We start from the raw sequence: 16576 nt of genomic DNA, 5'->3' as shown, positions 1-16576 counted from the left end.
TCAGAATCGAGCCTTGTCCCTCCTCCTCCCTTCAAGTCCTACCATACAAGCGAGCCTGCTCGCGAAAGCGGTGTATCAGCGAACAAATAGAGCGACTGATATGACGCCTTCGCGAGCAGGCTCGCTCCCACATGGAAAACGTTCCTACAGAAGAATCTGAACAATCCTGCCCCACGCGAGGTACTTCGGAACCAGAATCGCGTGCCATACTCCAAGGCACTCCGATTCAGACAGATGAAGCCGCACATGCCCAAAGGATTGATTCGCGCGATTGGCGCCCTGTTGACTGCTCTGGCCCTCTACAGCCTGCTGGGGTTTCTGATTTTGCCGGGCATCGCTCTGCGGGTAGCCAATCAGCAACTGGCCAACTACGCGACGGTGCCCGCGCATATCCAGCGTATCGAGCTCAACCCGTTCAGCCTTGAAGTCACCCTGTGGGGACTGGTCATCGGCGAGCCGGGCAAGGAACAGGTCGGCTTCGATCGCCTGTACGCCGACCTGCAAATCGACAGCCTGTGGACCAAAGCCCTGCATCTGGCCAACATCGAGCTGGACAAGCCGAAAACCGAAATCCTTTTCGCCAAAGACGGCAAACTCAACCTGCTCGGCCTGTTCAATGTGCCGGCCAGTGAGCCGACACCAGCCGACCCGGACGCCAAACCGTTCCCGCTGCGCATCGACAACATCAAACTGGCCGGCGGCGTGGTGCACTTTGAAGACGTGCGCCCGAGCGAGCCCATCGAGTTTCTCTACGACGACCTCAGCTTCGAACTGAAAAACCTCAGCACCCTGCCCGAAGACAGTGCCGACATGACCTTGGTCGCCATCGGCCCGGCCGGTGGGCGGATCGACTGGAGTGGCAATTTCAGCCTGATCCCGTTCACTTCCGAAGGCACCCTGAAAATTACCGACGGCAAGATGAAAGCGTTCTGGCCCTACGTGCGTGATTCGGTGCCGCTGGTGCTGGAAGACGGTGTAATCAGCCTCAGCAGCGAATACAAACTCAATCTGTCGAAAGAAACCGAGCTGCAACTGAACAACGTGGCGGTGAGCATCGCGCCGTTCGCCATCAAGGCTCCGGATGGGCGGCCACTGGCGAAACTCGAGCGTCTCGACGTCAGCGAAACTTCGGTGGATCTGGCCAAACAACAAGTCGTGGTCGGCAAGATCCGCAGCAACAAACTGGAAACCTGGGCAGCCCTCGAAGCCGACGGGCAACTGGACTGGCAGAAACTGTTCGCCAGCCAACCGTCGAAACCGGCCGCCAAAGCCGCTGCGGAACCTGCCAGCACGCCAGCCGCTGCTGATTCGCCGAAGCCAGAATCCACTGCGCCGAGCAAACCATGGCAAGTGCTGCTCAAAGACGTGCAATTGCGTAACTACACCGTGCATCTGGCCGACCGTTCGGCCCAACCAGCCGTTGCTCTGGATATCACCCCACTCAACGTCGACCTGCAGGATTTCGACAGTCTCAACGGTTCGCCCTTCAAGCTCAGGCTCGACAGCGGCGTGGGCAAGCAAGGCAAGATCACGGCCGACGGCACCGTCAATCTCGCCCCGGTCAACGCCCAGCTCAATGTGAAAACCCAGGACATCGACCTGCGGGTTGCGCAGTCCTACATCAACCCGTTCATTCGTCTGGAACTGCGCAGCGGCATGCTCGGCAGTGACCTGAAGGTCAATCTCAAGAGCACCGAACCACTGGCACTCAGCGTCACCGGTCGCGCACAAATCGATCAACTGCACACCCTCGACACCCTGAAAACCCGCGATTTCCTCAAGTGGCAGCAAGTGGTGGTCGAAGGCCTGAATTATCAGCACGGCGACAGTCTGTCGATCGACAAGGTCAACCTGTTCCAGCCTTATGTGCGGTTCATGATCAACGACGATCGCACCACCAACATCGACGACCTGCTGATCCCGCAACCGGCCGACAGCGGCGCGAAAACCACGACAGCCAAACCGGCCAGCAACGAGAAACCGTTGGGCATTCACATCGGTGGTATCGCGATCAATGACGGCTCGGCCAACTTCGCCGACTTCAGCCTGACGCCCAACTTCGCCACCGCCGTGCAGCAACTCAACGGCCAGATCGGCACCATCGACAGCCGTCAGGCGAAACCGGCCAGCGTCGACATCAAAGGCAAGGTCGATCGCTACGCACCGGTGACCATCAAGGGCGCGGTCAATCCATTTGACCCAATGGCCAGCCTCGATATCGCCACCAGTTTCAAACGGGTCGAACTGACCACGCTGACGCCCTACTCCGGCAAATTCGCCGGTTACCGCATCCGCAAAGGCCGGCTCAACCTCGACCTGCATTACCTGATCACCAAGGGCCAGCTCAAAGCCGAGAACAAAGTGGTGGTCGAGCAATTGCAGCTCGGTGAAAAGGTCGACAGCCCGGATGCCGTGAGCCTGCCGCTGAAGCTGGCGATTGCCCTGCTCAAGGATGTCGACGGCAAGATCTCCATCGAATTGCCGGTGACCGGCGACTTGAACAACCCGCAATTCAGCGTGATGCCGATTGTCTGGCAGACCTTGCGCAACCTGATCGTCAAAGCCGCCGCCGCGCCATTCAAAATGATTGGCGGCCTTATCAGTGGTGGCAGTTCGCAAGACCTTGGCACCGTGTCGTTTGCTCCGGGTTCCAGCGAGTTGAGCAAGGATGCCGAAGCTGCGCTGATCAAACTGTCTCAGGCGCTGAAGGAGCGTCCGGCACTGCGTCTGGAGATCGAAGGCACGGCCGCCAAAAGCAGTGACGGCCCGTTGCTCGCCGAGCAGCGTCTGGAACGTGAATACCAGTACAACTACTACAAGATGCTCCAGCGTCGTGGCGATAAAGTCCCGGCTCAGGCGTCGCTGCTGCAAGTGCCAGAGGGCGAGAAAGGTCCACTGCTCGAAGGCATCTACCGTACCCGTCTGAAGACCCAGCCTCCGGCCGAATGGAAGGATCTGGGCAAGGAAGAACGCACAGCGAAGATGCGCGAGGGAGTGATCCAGTTCTGGAGTGGCAGCGATGTGCTGTTGCGTCAGTTGGGTCAGGACCGGGCCAGCAGCATCAAGGATTATCTGGTCGATAAAGGCCAACTGGCAGACGACCGTGTGTACTTCATCGACGCCAATCTCGGTGAAGCCGAGAGCGATGGCCGCGTGGTGACGCAAATGCACCTGGATGCCGAATGATGAAACTGCAGTGGCTGGCATTGATCGCAATGACGTTCGCAGCCAGTCACGCCTCGGCGTCCGATACGCTGCGCTGCGGCAGTCAGTTGATCAGCCTTGGCGACCGTTCGAGCGAAGTCCTGCAGAAGTGCGGTGAGCCGGTTAGCCGTGATCTGCTCGGCTACAAGCGCAGTGCCAATCGTCGCGAAGAGTTTCAGGTCGAGGAATGGACTTACGGTCCGAGCAACGGCATGTACCAATACCTGCGCTTTGAAGGCAATCGCCTGCGGCAGATCAACAGCAAACGCGGTAACTAAACCAACACCGATTCCCCCTGTAGGAGTGAGCCTGCTCGCGATAGCAGTCTGTCAGCTAATCAAATTGCTGACTGACACACCGCTATCGCGAGCAGGCTCACTCCTACATTTGTTTTATGTTGCCCCTGAAATAGAACAAGCCCCGACACAAGTGGCGGGGCCTGTAATGGTCACATCCGTGTGACCGTTCGCATGAACTCTAAAGTTGCGGCAGACGTATTGCTCGGCCCGTCTGTCGCGTCTTCTCCCGGTCCAGGCAAGAAGTCATGCCTTACTCGGCTTTCAGGCCGTCAGCGGAGACCGCTTTAACGCCTTTGATTTTCTTGGCGATCGCAACAGCAACGTCTTTCTGCGATTCAGTTACAGCAGTAGTCGACGAAAGCGATACAACACCTTTGTTGGTTTCTACTTTGATGTCAGTGCCTGGAATGCCTTTTTCGGTGACCAGGTCAGCTTTGACTTTGGTAGTGATCCAAGTGTCAGAAGTAGCTTCTTTAGCCTGGGTGACTTCACCGGCAGCCAGAGTCATTGGAGCCTGGGTAGCCTGAGTGGATTGTGCGAATGCACCGGAAGCCATGGTCAGGGTCAGCGCGGTAGCAGCAGCGGCAGTGATAGCGAACTTCTTCATACGAGTAACTCCTGTTTTTCTGGAAAGTCTGCTGGTTGTCTTGTCAGCAGGGTTACCAAGGTAGTTGCGAACGCTGTGCCAACTTTTGAAAATCAATATTTTCTTTATAAATCAATAACTTATGAATTACAGAAATTTTCGAAATCATGCAATTTGCATGACCTTCGAATTATCGACATGCAAGTTACGGTTTTTTGGAAAGTTCCTAAGGCGCTGAAATTATTGAAGCTTTTGTGAAGTGCCGCGCAATGAAAAATGCCCCGCATTGCGGGGCATTCTGTTCACCACACATTCAACTTATGTACCGCTGGCGGTGCAGCCTTTTGGCGAATAGTCCGGTGCCACCGTGGTGCCGCAAGTCCAGACGCCAGCACCGGTGCCCGATGAACGGGTCAAGGTGATGGTTTTGTCCAGAACAGGGCCAGGAGCGTTCTTGATTGTGCAGACAATGGTGCCGGCCCCGGTCGAAGCGGTGCCCGATGCGGTCACGGCGCAATTTGACGTTGTGACGGTGGCACTACCGGCCACCAGCGTCAGCGTCGGATCGGTACCTTGGTTGATGGTGTCTTCGAACGGCACTTTCATCGCACTGATCTCCGCCAGCCCCGCCGTTACCTTCGACCGCGCCTGATACTTGGAATACTGCGGCAAGGCGATGGTCGCCAGAATCCCGATGATCGCCACCACGATCAGCAGTTCGATCAGAGTAAAACCTTGTTGTTTTTTCATAGACACGCTCCATGCATGAGTCGAAATCTCATGATCTGCAAGGGAAGCAGCATAGGCCATGCCAACGCCTCCAAGCCCCGCCCGTTGGGCGCGAACCCTCTACAACGCCATTTCCTACAGCCCGTAACCGCACTATCTGACACTTTTTGTCACCTGCACCCGCCGTGTTTGGCGCTGTCACTTGACTAGGCTATAAGTCATGAACTGCAAGCGTGCGGAATCCCCATGAATGACATCGCTCTGAGCGGTCTGGCCAAGCAACTGGTACAGGCCGAGTTGCTGACAGAAAAAAGTGCCCAGCAAGCCTGGCAACAGGCTCAGCGCAATCGCCTGTCGCTGGTCAGCTATCTGGTGCAGAACAAACTGGTCAAGAGCTGGCAGGTAGCCGAGATCGCCAGCGAGCATTTCGGCATGGCGTTCCTTGATCTAAATTGCCTCGACAAGGAAACCCAGCCCAAAGGACTGGTCAGCGAAAAACTGGTGCGTCAGCATCACGCTCTGCCCCTGTGGCGGCGAGGCAACAAGCTATTCGTAGGCATTTCCGACCCGAGCAATCATCAAGCGATCAACGACATTCAGTTCAGTACGGGGCTGAGTACCGAAGCCATTCTGGTCGAGGACGACAAGCTCACCGACGCCATCGAAAAATTTTTCGACACCCACACCAGTGGCCTGGAAGACATGGCCGATGTGGATCTCGACGGCCTCGATGTCGAATCCATCGACGACAGCAAGCAAGACACGATTGGCGGACTCGACGCCGACGATGCGCCGGTGGTGCGTTTTGTTCACAAGATGTTGCTCGATGCGATCAAAAGCGGTTCTTCTGATTTGCACTTCGAGCCCTACGAGAAGAACTACCGGGTACGAGTGCGCACCGACGGCATCCTGCGCGAGGTGGCCAAACCGCCGATTCAACTGGCCGGGCGGATCGCCGCACGTTTGAAAGTCATGGCCAGTCTCGATATTTCGGAGCGGCGCAAGCCGCAGGACGGGCGAATCAAGATGCGCCTGTCGAAGAGCAAGTCGATCGATTTCCGGGTCAACACCCTGCCGACGCTGTGGGGGGAAAAAGTGGTGATCCGGATTCTCGACCCTTCCAGCGCACAGATCGGCATCGACGCGCTTGGTTACGAACCCGCGCAGAAAGAACTGTACATGGCCGCGCTCAAGCAGCCCCAAGGCATGATTCTGGTCACTGGCCCCACCGGCTCGGGGAAAACCGTGTCGCTGTACACCGGCCTGAATATCCTCAACACCGTCGACATCAATATCTCCACCGCCGAGGACCCGGTGGAGATCAATATGGAAGGCATCAACCAGGTCAACGTCAATCCCAAACAAGGGCTCGACTTTGCCCAGGCACTACGCTCGTTTCTGCGCCAGGACCCGGACGTGATCATGGTTGGCGAGATCCGCGATCTGGAAACCGCCGAGATCGCGATCAAGGCTGCGCAGACCGGCCACCTGGTGCTCTCGACACTGCACACCAACAGCGCTGCGGAAACCCTGACACGTCTGCACAACATGGGCATCCCCGGCTTCAACATCGCCACCTCGGTCAGCCTGATCATCGCTCAGCGCCTGGCGCGAAAACTGTGCAGCCACTGCAAGAAGCCCATCGAGATCCCACGCGAAACCTTGATCAAGGAAGGTTTCCCCGAGGAACGCATCGGCCATTTCACGATCTACGAGCCGGTCGGTTGCGATCACTGCAACGGCGGTTACAAGGGACGCGTGGGGATTTATGAAGTGGTGAAAAACACACCGGAGTTGCAACGCTTGATCATGGCCGAAGGCAACTCGCTGGAAATCGACATTCAAATGCGCCGCGACGGCTTCGACGATCTGCGCACATCTGGGTTGCACAAGGCCATGCAAGGCATCACCAGCCTTGAAGAAATCAATCGGGTCACCAAGGACTGAACATGGCGGTCAAGGCAGCGAAAATCAGTATCTACGCCTGGGAAGGTACGGACAGGAAAGGCAGCAAAGTCACCGGAGAGCTGAGCGGACAAAACCCGGCGCTGATCAAGGCACAACTGCGTAAACAGGGGATCAATCCCGGCAAGGTACGCAAAAAATCCGCGTCGTTGTTGAGTTTCGGCAAACGCATCAAGGCCCAGGACATCGCGCTGTTCACCCGGCAGATGGCGACCATGATGAAGGCCGGTGTGCCGCTGCTGCAGTCGTTCGACATCATCGGCGAAGGCTTTGAAAACCCGGCCATGCGCAAGCTGGTCGACGAGGTAAAACAGGAGGTCGCCGCCGGTAACAGCTTTGCCAACGCCCTGCGCAAAAAGCCGCAGTACTTCGACGAGTTGTATTGCAACCTTGTCGATGCTGGTGAGCAGTCCGGCGCCCTTGATACCTTGCTGGAACGTGTTGCGACGTATAAGGAAAAGAGCGAGGCCCTCAAGGCCAAAATCAAGAAAGCCATGACCTATCCCGCCGCCGTGGTGCTGGTGGCGGCAGTGGTGACCGGGATCCTGCTGGTAAAAGTGGTGCCGCAGTTTCAGTCGGTGTTCTCGGGTTTCGGCGCCGAATTACCGGCCTTCACCCTGATGGTGATCAGCCTTTCGGAGTTCATGCAGCAATGGTGGTGGGCGATTCTCGGCGCGCTGGTCGCGGCGATTTTCGGCACCCGCCATGCGTTGAAAACCTCTCAGGCGTTACGTGATCGCAAGGACACCTGGCTGTTGAAGCTGCCATTGGTGGGCACGCTGATGTACAAGTCAGCGGTCGCCCGTTTCGCCCGAACCCTTTCCACTACATTTGCTGCTGGTGTGCCATTGGTGGAAGCGCTCGACTCGGTGGCCGGCGCCACCGGCAACGTGGTGTTCAAGCGCGCCGTGCTGCGGATTCGTCAGGACGTCTCCACCGGCATGCAGCTGAACTTTTCGATGCGCAGCACCGGAGTCTTTCCCAACATGGCCGTGCAGATGACCGCTATCGGCGAGGAATCGGGTGCGCTGGATGAAATGCTCGACAAGGTTGCAGGCTTTTACGAGGAAGAAGTGGATAACATGGTCGACAACCTCACCAGCCTTATGGAGCCATTCATCATGGTGGTGCTGGGGGTGATCGTCGGCGGTCTGGTCGTAGCCATGTACCTGCCGATTTTCCAACTCGGCTCAGCGATCTGACATGCCTATCGACGAACTGTTTGCCCTGTATCCGCTGGCCTTTGTCTTCACCGCCCTGCTGCTCGGTCTGGTGGTCGGCAGCTTTCTCAACGTGCTGATCTGGCGTCTGCCGAAAATGCTCGAACGCGACTGGCGCCAGCAGGCCCACGACGTGCTCGGATTGCCCGGCGAAAAGCCTCAGCCCACCTACAATTTGATGCTGCCGCACTCCGAATGCCCGCACTGCGCCCACCGGATCCGCCCGTGGGAAAACATTCCTCTGCTCAGTTACCTGTGGCTGCGGGGGCGCTGTTCCGCGTGCGCTGCACCTATCAGCAAACGATATCCGCTGACCGAGCTGGCCTGTGGGCTGCTCTCTGCCTTCATCGCCTGGCATATCGGCTTCGGTTGGTCGGCATGCCTGCTGATTGTCCTGACGTGGGGTTTGCTGGCGATGAGTCTGATCGACACCGAACATCAACTGCTGCCCGATGTGCTGGTGCTGCCGCTGCTGTGGCTGGGGTTGATCGTCAACAGCTTCGGCCTGTTCGTGCCGTTGCACGATGCGCTGTGGGGCGCAGTGGCCGGTTACATGGCGTTGTGGTCGGTGTTCTGGCTGTTCAAACTGCTGACCGGCAAGGACGGCATCGGTCACGGGGATTTCAAGTTGCTGGCGCTGCTCGGCGCGTGGGGCGGCTGGCAGATTCTACCGCTGACCATCCTTCTGTCATCGCTGGTGGGCGCCATTATCGGGGTGGTTTTACTGCGCTTGCGCAATGAGAAAACATCCACGCCGATCCCCTTCGGCCCCTATCTGGCAATTGCCGGCTGGATTGCCTTGCTCTGGGGTGGTCAAATAACCGACTTCTATTGGCAGTTTGTCGGTTTGAAATGAATACCCCTGTGGAAAAACCCTGGATTCTCGGCCTCACCGGCGGCATCGGCAGCGGCAAAAGCGCGGCGGCCCAGCACTTCATTGATCTGGGTATCCACGTGGTGGATGCCGATCATGCGGCGCGCTGGGTGGTTGAGCCGGGCCGTCCCGCCCTGGCAAAGATTGCCGAGCACTTCGGCCCCGGCGTATTGCAGGCCGATGGCACACTGGACCGCGCCGCCCTGCGCAAGCTGATCTTCGAAGAGCCGGAGCAACGCCGCTGGCTCGAAGCCCTGCTGCATCCGTTGATCGCCGAGGAAATCGCTCATCATCTGGCGCTGGCAAAATCGCCTTACGCGATTCTGGTTTCGCCGCTGTTGATCGAATCCGGGCAATACGCGATGACCCAGCGCATCCTGGTGATCGACGCCCCGCAACAATTGCAGATCGAACGCACCTTGCAGCGTGACCAGACCAGCGAGCAGCAGGTTCAGGCGATCCTCAAGGCTCAGTCGAGCCGCGAAGACCGTGTGAGCCGTGCCGACGACGTGGTGGTCAATGATCGCGACCTCGCCTGGTTGCACAGCGAAGTCGAGCGTCTGCATCACTTCTACCTGACTTTATCCGGAGGCCAAGCATGAGCCAAATCCCCACCGTTGAATGCCCGACCTGCGGCGCCCCCGTGGAATTTACTCCCGAAAATACGTTTCGGCCGTTCTGCTCCGATCGCTGCAAACTGATCGACCTCGGCGCCTGGGCGTCGGAAGAACACAAGATTCCGGTCGCGCCGGATGCCGAGGACGAACTGTTTTCCGGCGATTTCGATCCGCGCCACTGATCCCGATCAGGGCCGCATAAAGCCGTAGTCCTGATCGTCGTCGAGGTTTTCCGCGAGAAAGCGCAATTCGTCGGCCAGGTCTTCGGCGTTGCGCACAGCCTTGCTCTGCTGCACCACCGCACTGAGCAAGGCACGCAAACTCAACCCCGGGTCAAAGCCCACCTCCTGCGCTATGTCCAGACTCTGCCGGGTTTCCTGCCTTGCCCACTCGTAAACGCTCATGCCGCTGCTCCTGAAAGGATTTGCGCGAGCATGAAATTTCCCGCGCGTGGCGGGTTTGATGTGGATCAAGACTTCGGATCGTCGTCCTTCCACGGCGCCGAAAGGTAGCGCGTGCGGTTGAAGGTCTCCAGCCATTCCGGGCTGAATACCACCAGCGCACTGATGATCATGCCGTTGATGAACGCTTCGGGGAAAATGATCAGCCACACGTAACCGATGAAGTCTTCCAGCCATTCCGGCATGGCGAATAGGCCGTCGTACCACAGCAGCGTCAGACTGAGGATCAGGCACAACAAGGCCGACAACGCGGCGGCAAAGAATCCGGAACAGAAGATGTACACGAACGGATTACGCGGTTGCGCACGCTCGACGAGGATTGCCACGCACTCGGTGACCAGCACCGGCAGCAAAATGAACAAAGCACCATTGACCCCCATCGCCGCGAGATCCTGACGCCCGAGCAACACCAGGCCGATTTGCGCCACCAGCCCGCCGACGATCGCCAGCGGCCAATCCAGCAACAGCGTTACCGCCGTCATGCCGAGGAAGTGATAGGACACGCCCGTATCGAAATCCCTGCGCATCAACCACAACAGAAACAACGCAAACACGGTGCCGAACAGCAGATGCTGACGCCGGCTGTCGCTGAACAACTCGACCCACGGCGCCCGCACGATCGCCCAAAGCAGCACCGGCAGATAAATCAGCCAGCCCAGCAGCAGGCTTTCAGTCGCCAGCACCTCGACGCCGATCATGGGCGCGCCTTCTCCAGTGCCTCGCGCAGATCGCTCGCGCTGGCGTACTCACGTTGCGAGAGCAATCGACCGTCCTTCAATTGCAACCACAACACCTGGCCTTCTGCGCCGGGATAGCGCGGCGCGACCCGGCCTTCTCGATCAAGCATCACCCGGTAGTGATAGTCGCGCATGGCCGGTACGGCAAACATTCTGGCAATCAGCGCTGGCATACGCTGGATATCGGCAACGAATACCGCGTGGCGCGCCTCCAGATAGCCCTTGGGCTGATCCTTCAACGCTTCTTTGATCAGCTTGGCGCCGTCCATATCGCGCGCCACCAGCAACGTTGTAGTGCTGTCGTCGAGGGTGAAGGGCTGCTCGTACTGATCAAGCAACGTCCAGGGAGCCAGACGCTCGCCGGTTTCGAGTGCATGAGCAAACAGCGGAAAAACAGCAAACAGCAGTAGCCAGCGAAATTTCACGATGAGTCCTCACGGTTTGGCGTAAATAGTCGATTGCCATGAGTCTACACCGCCCTTCTCCACTGCCCACTGATGCACTTTGCCGCGTAACGCTTTCTGCTTGTCGCATTTGAACGCTAAGCTTGGGCCTATGGATGACTCAGATTATTTACGCCTGCTGACCATCGCGGCCGAGCAAGCCAACGCCTTTCTGTCCAATGCCCGCAAATGGGAGCGTGAGCGTTGGGTCTGCCAACGCCTGCTGCAAGGCTTGAACATTCCCTACCGCGCCGACGAATTCGCGCCGGCCGGCGAACCGCCGGATGTGCTGTTTCGCGACGCCAATTTCGAGGTGTTCTTCGTGCTCGACGAGGGGCGCCGGCTCAACGACGAATGGCGCGATGAACTGCAGCGACGACGCAGCGCCTTTTCTCTCAGCCAACTGGTGCGCCGTGAAGCCAAGCCCAAACGCATTCCGGCCAATGAATTCCTGCTGCGACTGGCACCGACCTTGCGCAAGAAGGCGCACAACTACAAGGAACGCGGTATGGATCTGGGCGAATTGGATATCATCGCCTTCGCCAGTCTTAAACGTGAGGTGCTGGATCTGAACAGCCATTTCCCCCCGCCCACTGAATATCTGCGCCAAGGCTGGCGCTCGCTGTCCCTCGTCGGCCCGACCTTCGCCCGTGTGCTGTTCGCCCACCCGGACGCACCGGACTTCCTGCGCAGCAACCTCGGCCGCAGCATCGTCTTCGATGTCGGGATCAGCCTGTGACGCCGCTGCAGCAATTGATTGCCGATGTGCCACAGACTGGGTGTGTGCGCTGGATCGGCGTGCGTCCGGAATCCCGTGGGCCAATGATCGAACTCGATGCCGTGGAGGCTCGACTTGAAGCTGGACTGACCGGCGATCACGCCCGCCCCGGTGTGCGTAACGCGCGGCAGGTGACCCTGATCCAGTGGGAACACCTCGCGGTAATCAGCGCATTGATGGGCCGACCGCACGATCAACCGGTCAGACCTGAAGATCTGCGGCGCAATCTCGTTATCAGCGGTATCAATTTGTTTAGTCTCAAGGGTCGGCGCTTTCGCATCGGTCAGGCAATATTCGAAACCACGGGCTGGTGTCAGCCCTGCGCACGGCTGCAGAACAACCTCGGCCCCGGCACCTTTCAAGCGGTGCGCGGGCATGGCGGAATTACCGCGCGGGTGTTACAAAGCGGGATCATTCGCCTCGAAGACCGGGTGAGCGTCGAGCCGGTTCCGGACAGCGGCTATGCTGCTTTCAACCCCGGATAAAAACCGCTGTAGCTTCTGTCCATTCAGCAACGTCTACCTGACGAGGCAAATATGACCAGCCGCCTGAACCCCGAAGACCAGAAACATGTCGAAGAGTACCTGCAACTGTCCCAACACCGAGTCGAGCGCCGGCCATTCCGGCCGTGGATGCTCCTGGTGCTGGTGCTGGCAGTGACCATTGGTCTGGGCCTGTTGAGCCGATTTATCAGTTACCTGACGCTATGAGCTGCCTCGCGCTCGCTTGGGTAACCGCACCGATTTCCTTTAAAAACCTTGCGAGTTATCCCCATGTCCCATCGTATTGTTATTGTCGGCGGCGGCGCCGGCGGTCTGGAGTTGGCTACCCGTCTGGGTAAGACTCTGGGCAAGCGCGGCACGGCCAGTGTGATGCTGGTCGACGCCAACCTGACGCACATCTGGAAACCGCTGTTGCACGAAGTGGCTGCCGGGTCGCTGAACTCCTCCGAAGACGAACTCAACTATGTTGCCCAGGCAAAATGGAACCACTTCGAGTTCCAGCTAGGGCGCATGAGCGGGCTTGATCGTGCGCAGAAGAAAATTCAACTGGCGGCGACCTACGACGAAAACGGCGTAGAACTGGTGCCTGCACGTGAAGTGCAGTACGACTCGCTGGTAATCAGCGTCGGCAGCACCACCAACGATTTTGGCACTCAGGGCGCGGCGCAGCACTGCCTGTTCCTCGACACCCGCAAGCAAGCCGAGCGCTTCCATCAGCAACTGCTGAATCACTATCTGCGTGCGCACGCCGGGCAAACCGATGTGGTCGAGCAGATCAGCGTCGCGATCGTCGGCGCTGGCGCCACGGGCGTCGAGCTGGCGGCAGAACTGCACAATGCCGCCCATGAACTGGCGGCGTATGGTCTGGACCGGATCAAACCGGAAAACATGCACATCACTCTGATCGAAGCCGGGCCGCGGGTGCTGCCCGCCCTGCCGGAGCGCATCAGCGGACCCGTGCACAAGACCTTGGAAAAACTCGGGGTCAATGTGATGACCAACGCTTCGGTCAGCGAAGTGACCGCCGATAGCCTGATCACCGCCGATGGCAATGAGATCAAGGCCAGCCTGAAAGTCTGGGCCGCCGGTATTCGCGCACCGGGTTTCCTCAAGGACATCGACGGCCTGGAAACCAACCGCATCAATCAGCTGCAAGTGTTGCCGACCCTGCAAACCACCCGTGACGAGAACATCTTCGCCTTCGGCGATTGCGCCGCTTGCCCGCAACCGGGCACCGATCGCAACGTACCGCCACGTGCGCAAGCGGCGCACCAACAGGCGTCGCTGCTGGCCAAATCGCTGAAGCTGCGCATCGAGGGCAAGACCCTGCCGGAGTACAAGTACACCGACTACGGCTCGCTGATCTCGCTGTCGCGTTTTTCGGCGGTGGGTAACTTGATGGGCAACCTGACCGGCAGCGTGATGCTCGAAGGCTGGCTGGCGCGGATGTTTTACGTGTCGCTGTATCGCATGCACCAGATGGCGCTGTACGGGCCGTTCCGCACGGCGATGTTGATGCTCGGCAGCAAGATTGGTCGAGGCACTGAACCGCGTCTGAAACTGCACTAAAACCTGTGGGAGCGAGCCTGCTCGCGAATGTGGTGAGTCAAACGACAACGATGTTGTCTGATACACCGCTATCGCGAGCAGGCTCACTCCTACATTTGATTTGTGATTCTGTCTCGCAATGTATCTGCGTCCGTAATATCTAACCTTCGCTACAAACTCCCCGCCTGGCGACACAGTCGCGATACACCGCCACCGCCTAATGGCCACACCCGAGCAACACCGCTCAGGCTTGCGTCTTTAACGTGTGGTTGCGTTGTGCAGCCCAGGAGAATGTAAATGTCCCGTACTTCGATCCTCGGTAAAAAATCCATTGGCCTGATCGGCGCAGCCCTGGCTGGCGGCCTGATGTTGTCCGGTTCGGTGTTTGCCGCCCAGCCACTGGCACAGGGCTACATGGTCGCCTCGGCAGAAACTTCGGTGAAAGCGCCGGAGGGCAAATGCGGTGAAGGCAAGTGTGGCGATGCTTCGATGGCCAAGACTGACAGCGATGGTGACGGCAAGGTTTCCCGCGCCGAATTCCTCAAAGTCGCGCCGAAGTCCGACTTCGACAAGATCGACACCAACCATGACGGCTTCATCGACGAGCAGGAGGCCTACAACAACGTGAAGGCCAACTTTGAAGCCAACGGCAAGAAGATGCCGAAAGGCCTGTTCGAGCACCTGAAAGACCAAGACGGCGCCTGATCAGCGGAAAAAACCAAGCCGCGCTTCTCCTGAGAGAAACGCGGCTTTTTCATGTCTGCCGTTTTACAACTGGAAGCGCCGCACCATGCCCTGCAAGGCGTTGGCCAGTTGCGACAACTCATGGCTGGAGGCACTGGTCTGGTTAGCGCCAGCGGCAGAACGTACCGACAAATCACGAATGTTCACCAGGTTACGATCCACTTCCCGCGCGACTTGCGCTTGTTCTTCCGCAGCGCTGGCAATGACCAGATTGCGCTCATGGATCTCATGCACCGACGCGGTAATGGTTTGCAGCGCCTCACCGGCACGCTCAGCCAACGCCAGGGTGGTCGTGGCACGCGCGGTACTGGCCTGCATCGAATCCAGCGCGAGGCTCGAACCGCTGCGCATGCCCTGGACCATCTGCTCGATCTCCTGCGTCGATTGCTGCGTGCGATAAGCCAGCGCCCGCACTTCATCAGCGACTACGGCAAAGCCTCGGCCGCTCTCACCGGCCCGCGCCGCTTCAATCGCCGCGTTGAGCGCCAGCAGGTTGGTCTGCTCGGCAATCGCCCGAATCACGTCCAGCACTTTGCCGATGTCCTGCGACTGGTTGGCCAGTGATTGCACCAACTCACCGGTCTGTTGCACATCGCTGGCCAGGGCGTTGATAGCCGTGGCGGTCTCACTGACCCGCACCTGGCCCAGATGCGCCGACTCGCTGGATTGACGGGTCGCGTCAGACGTCGACACCGCATTGCGTGCGACCTCTTCCACTGCGGCCGTCATCTGATTAACAGCCGTCGCAGCCTGTTCGATTTCGTTGTTCTGTTGTTGCAAACCCTGTGTGCTGTCGAGTGTCACTGCATTGAGTTCATCAGCAGCGGTCGCCAGTTGCGTGGCCGAACCACTGATGCCTTGCAGCGTCTCGCGCAGGTTTTGCTGCATGGTCGCCAAGGCTTTAAGCAAACGACTGACTTCATCGTTGCCATGGGTCTCGATCGGCCGGGTCAGATCACCCTGCGCCACACTTTCTGCGGCGCTCACGGCACTGCTCAGCGGGCGAACGATACTGCGCGTGAGCATCATCGCCAGTGCCACCGTGGCCAGCGCGGCCAAGGCAATGAACAAGCTCACGATCGTGCGCGAGTTTTCGTAGTGCGCAGCGGACTTCTGACTTTCAGCCGCGACCTGTTTGGCGAACAGGTCCGCCAGGTCGTTGAGTTGCTTTCCGGAGCCATCGACGACGGTTTTCATGTCGACCAGCAACAATTTGGTCAGCTCATCACGCTTGCCTTGCTCGGCGAGGGCGAAGGATTGGGCGATGCCACTGCGATACGCGGCGAAGGTCTTTTTGAACTGGTCGTATAGCTGCTGGCCTTCCGGGGTGTTGACCAGTTTGTCGTAAGCGGCGATTTTCTCGCTCAGCTCCTTGTCGCGGGTGTCCATCTGGCTGCGGTAGGTGGCGATATTGTTCGTGTCCTGATCCAGCGCCATGCGCAACGAGATGGTGCGGATACGCAGCATGATCTCGCGAATCTCGTCGCCGCCACGAATGCTCGGCAGCCACTGATTTTCTACCGCGACTTCACTGTCGCGAATGCTCGACATCTGCCCCAGCGCAAAAACGCCGAGCAAGGCCACCAACACCGCGATCAGGGCGAACCCCAGGGCCGCCCGGGGAGCAATATTCAACTGACGAAGCAACATGACGAACGCCCTTATTCTTGTATTGGCCAGATTCAAGGGGCGAAGCCATGGCAGTCCCCTCGTGTTAGCGGGCTATCGGCAGGTTGTATGATGACTTGAAGGGGAAATGAGTTTTTGTCGGACAAAAAAAATCCCCGTATCTTTCGATACGAGGATTTTTAATATGGTCGGGGTAAGGGGATTCGAACTCCTGACATCCTGCTCCCAAAGCAGGCGCG

General features: G+C 58.5%; 18 protein-coding genes. 12 read left to right on the top strand and 6 right to left on the bottom strand.

Annotated features, from left to right (window positions below; translation table 11 throughout):
• Positions 1-234: 234 nt before the first annotated feature.
• Both ACW9IR_RS24395 and ACW9IR_RS24390 read left to right on the top strand, forming a co-directional pair.
• Positions 235-3186: a DUF748 domain-containing protein gene (locus ACW9IR_RS24395; RefSeq protein ID WP_457465303.1), complete on the top strand. Its 2952-nt coding sequence runs from the start codon at positions 235-237 to the stop codon at positions 3184-3186.
• Positions 3186-3482: a DUF2845 domain-containing protein gene (locus ACW9IR_RS24390; RefSeq protein ID WP_077574576.1), complete on the top strand. Its 297-nt coding sequence runs from the start codon at positions 3186-3188 to the stop codon at positions 3480-3482. The genes ACW9IR_RS24395 and ACW9IR_RS24390 overlap by 1 nt, the downstream gene beginning before the upstream one ends.
• 271 nt (positions 3483-3753) lie before the next feature.
• Here ACW9IR_RS24390 and ACW9IR_RS24385 read toward each other — a convergent pair whose 3' ends face one another.
• Together ACW9IR_RS24385 and ACW9IR_RS24380 are read right to left on the bottom strand one after the other, a co-directional pair.
• Positions 3754-4110 (bottom strand): BON domain-containing protein, encoded by a 357-nt coding sequence (locus tag ACW9IR_RS24385; protein WP_047600285.1) that lies wholly within the window; start codon positions 4108-4110, stop codon positions 3754-3756.
• A 297-nt stretch (positions 4111-4407) separates the two neighbouring features.
• Positions 4408-4839 carry a pilin gene (locus ACW9IR_RS24380; RefSeq protein ID WP_007909907.1) on the bottom strand — a complete coding sequence of 144 codons (432 nt, stop codon included), beginning with the start codon at positions 4837-4839 and terminating at the stop codon, positions 4408-4410.
• Positions 4840-5064: 225 nt separating this feature from the next.
• Here ACW9IR_RS24380 and pilB point away from each other — a divergent pair, with 225 nt between their 5' ends.
• From pilB to yacG, 5 genes are read left to right on the top strand one after another with little or no spacing between them, the layout of a single operon-like run.
• On the top strand, positions 5065-6765 hold the full coding sequence (gene pilB, locus ACW9IR_RS24375; RefSeq protein WP_150794039.1) for a type IV-A pilus assembly ATPase PilB: 1701 nt from the start codon (positions 5065-5067) through the stop codon (positions 6763-6765).
• Between the two features lie 2 nt (positions 6766-6767).
• Positions 6768-7985 carry a type II secretion system F family protein gene (locus ACW9IR_RS24370; RefSeq protein WP_102900514.1) on the top strand — a complete coding sequence of 406 codons (1218 nt, stop codon included), beginning with the start codon at positions 6768-6770 and terminating at the stop codon, positions 7983-7985.
• A 1-nt stretch (position 7986) separates the two neighbouring features.
• Entirely contained in the window at positions 7987-8859 is an 873-nt protein-coding gene (locus ACW9IR_RS24365) for a prepilin peptidase (protein WP_457465302.1), read from the top strand.
• On the top strand, positions 8856-9479 hold the full coding sequence (coaE, locus tag ACW9IR_RS24360) for a dephospho-CoA kinase (RefSeq protein ID WP_102900516.1): 624 nt from the start codon (positions 8856-8858) through the stop codon (positions 9477-9479). The genes ACW9IR_RS24365 and coaE overlap by 4 nt, the downstream gene beginning before the upstream one ends.
• Complete coding sequence (gene yacG / locus ACW9IR_RS24355) at positions 9476-9676, top strand: DNA gyrase inhibitor YacG (RefSeq protein ID WP_221733559.1); 201 nt, start codon at positions 9476-9478, stop codon at positions 9674-9676. The genes coaE and yacG overlap by 4 nt, the downstream gene beginning before the upstream one ends.
• Before the next feature lie 6 nt (positions 9677-9682).
• On the opposite strand, the gene ACW9IR_RS24350 is transcribed toward yacG, so the two are convergent.
• The 3 genes from ACW9IR_RS24350 to ACW9IR_RS24340 all read right to left on the bottom strand — a co-directional run bounded on the left by ACW9IR_RS24350 (position 9683) and on the right by ACW9IR_RS24340 (position 11117).
• Entirely contained in the window at positions 9683-9898 is a 216-nt protein-coding gene (locus ACW9IR_RS24350) for a hypothetical protein (protein WP_457465301.1), read from the bottom strand.
• Between the two features lie 65 nt (positions 9899-9963).
• Positions 9964-10653, bottom strand: a complete 690-nt coding sequence (locus ACW9IR_RS24345) for an energy-coupling factor ABC transporter permease (protein ID WP_095048686.1) — start codon at positions 10651-10653, stop codon at positions 9964-9966.
• Positions 10650-11117 (bottom strand): FAD/FMN-containing dehydrogenase, encoded by a 468-nt coding sequence (locus ACW9IR_RS24340; RefSeq protein WP_457465300.1) that lies wholly within the window; start codon positions 11115-11117, stop codon positions 10650-10652. Before ACW9IR_RS24340 ends, ACW9IR_RS24345 begins: the two co-directional genes overlap by 4 nt.
• Before the next feature lie 130 nt (positions 11118-11247).
• Between ACW9IR_RS24340 and ACW9IR_RS24335 the strand changes: the two genes are divergently transcribed.
• From ACW9IR_RS24335 to ACW9IR_RS24315, 5 genes are all read left to right on the top strand, one after another.
• Positions 11248-11874, top strand: a complete 627-nt coding sequence (locus ACW9IR_RS24335) for a DUF1780 domain-containing protein (RefSeq protein ID WP_007909887.1) — start codon at positions 11248-11250, stop codon at positions 11872-11874.
• Complete coding sequence (locus tag ACW9IR_RS24330) at positions 11871-12398, top strand: MOSC domain-containing protein (RefSeq protein WP_095121770.1); 528 nt, start codon at positions 11871-11873, stop codon at positions 12396-12398. Before ACW9IR_RS24335 ends, ACW9IR_RS24330 begins: the two co-directional genes overlap by 4 nt.
• A gap of 51 nt (positions 12399-12449) precedes the next feature.
• A complete protein-coding gene (locus ACW9IR_RS24325) occupies positions 12450-12623 on the top strand; it encodes a DUF3094 domain-containing protein (RefSeq protein WP_007909875.1) in 174 nt (57 codons plus the stop codon).
• A gap of 63 nt (positions 12624-12686) precedes the next feature.
• Positions 12687-13985 (top strand): NAD(P)/FAD-dependent oxidoreductase, encoded by a 1299-nt coding sequence (locus ACW9IR_RS24320; protein WP_016986237.1) that lies wholly within the window; start codon positions 12687-12689, stop codon positions 13983-13985.
• A 276-nt stretch (positions 13986-14261) separates the two neighbouring features.
• Positions 14262-14669, top strand: coding sequence for an HvfA family oxazolone/thioamide-modified RiPP metallophore (locus ACW9IR_RS24315; protein ID WP_457465299.1), 408 nt, complete (start codon positions 14262-14264; stop codon positions 14667-14669).
• Between the two features lie 63 nt (positions 14670-14732).
• Here ACW9IR_RS24315 and ACW9IR_RS24310 read toward each other — a convergent pair whose 3' ends face one another.
• Positions 14733-16358: a methyl-accepting chemotaxis protein gene (locus ACW9IR_RS24310; protein ID WP_102900518.1), complete on the bottom strand. Its 1626-nt coding sequence runs from the start codon at positions 16356-16358 to the stop codon at positions 14733-14735.
• Positions 16359-16576 lie beyond the last annotated feature (218 nt).

This window comes from Pseudomonas sp. SDT291_1_S447 (assembly GCF_054070155.1).
Note: the sequence above shows the minus strand (reverse complement) of the source record. Positions and strands in the feature narration are given on the sequence as shown.

Coding starts and splice junctions, on each gene's coding strand:
- yacG (WP_221733559.1), top strand. CDS start 9,476: ATGAGCCAAATCCCCACCGTTGAATGCCCGACCTGCGGCGCCCCCGTG.
- ACW9IR_RS24320 (WP_016986237.1), top strand. CDS start 12,687: ATGTCCCATCGTATTGTTATTGTCGGCGGCGGCGCCGGCGGTCTGGAG.
- pilB (WP_150794039.1), top strand. CDS start 5,065: ATGAATGACATCGCTCTGAGCGGTCTGGCCAAGCAACTGGTACAGGCC.
- ACW9IR_RS24310 (WP_102900518.1), bottom strand. CDS start 16,358: ATGTTGCTTCGTCAGTTGAATATTGCTCCCCGGGCGGCCCTGGGGTTC.
- coaE (WP_102900516.1), top strand. CDS start 8,856: ATGAATACCCCTGTGGAAAAACCCTGGATTCTCGGCCTCACCGGCGGC.
- ACW9IR_RS24390 (WP_077574576.1), top strand. CDS start 3,186: ATGAAACTGCAGTGGCTGGCATTGATCGCAATGACGTTCGCAGCCAGT.
- ACW9IR_RS24345 (WP_095048686.1), bottom strand. CDS start 10,653: ATGATCGGCGTCGAGGTGCTGGCGACTGAAAGCCTGCTGCTGGGCTGG.
- ACW9IR_RS24350 (WP_457465301.1), bottom strand. CDS start 9,898: ATGAGCGTTTACGAGTGGGCAAGGCAGGAAACCCGGCAGAGTCTGGAC.
- ACW9IR_RS24395 (WP_457465303.1), top strand. CDS start 235: ATGAAGCCGCACATGCCCAAAGGATTGATTCGCGCGATTGGCGCCCTG.
- ACW9IR_RS24370 (WP_102900514.1), top strand. CDS start 6,768: ATGGCGGTCAAGGCAGCGAAAATCAGTATCTACGCCTGGGAAGGTACG.
- ACW9IR_RS24365 (WP_457465302.1), top strand. CDS start 7,987: ATGCCTATCGACGAACTGTTTGCCCTGTATCCGCTGGCCTTTGTCTTC.
- ACW9IR_RS24325 (WP_007909875.1), top strand. CDS start 12,450: ATGACCAGCCGCCTGAACCCCGAAGACCAGAAACATGTCGAAGAGTAC.
- ACW9IR_RS24380 (WP_007909907.1), bottom strand. CDS start 4,839: ATGAAAAAACAACAAGGTTTTACTCTGATCGAACTGCTGATCGTGGTG.
- ACW9IR_RS24385 (WP_047600285.1), bottom strand. CDS start 4,110: ATGAAGAAGTTCGCTATCACTGCCGCTGCTGCTACCGCGCTGACCCTG.
- ACW9IR_RS24335 (WP_007909887.1), top strand. CDS start 11,248: ATGGATGACTCAGATTATTTACGCCTGCTGACCATCGCGGCCGAGCAA.
- ACW9IR_RS24315 (WP_457465299.1), top strand. CDS start 14,262: ATGTCCCGTACTTCGATCCTCGGTAAAAAATCCATTGGCCTGATCGGC.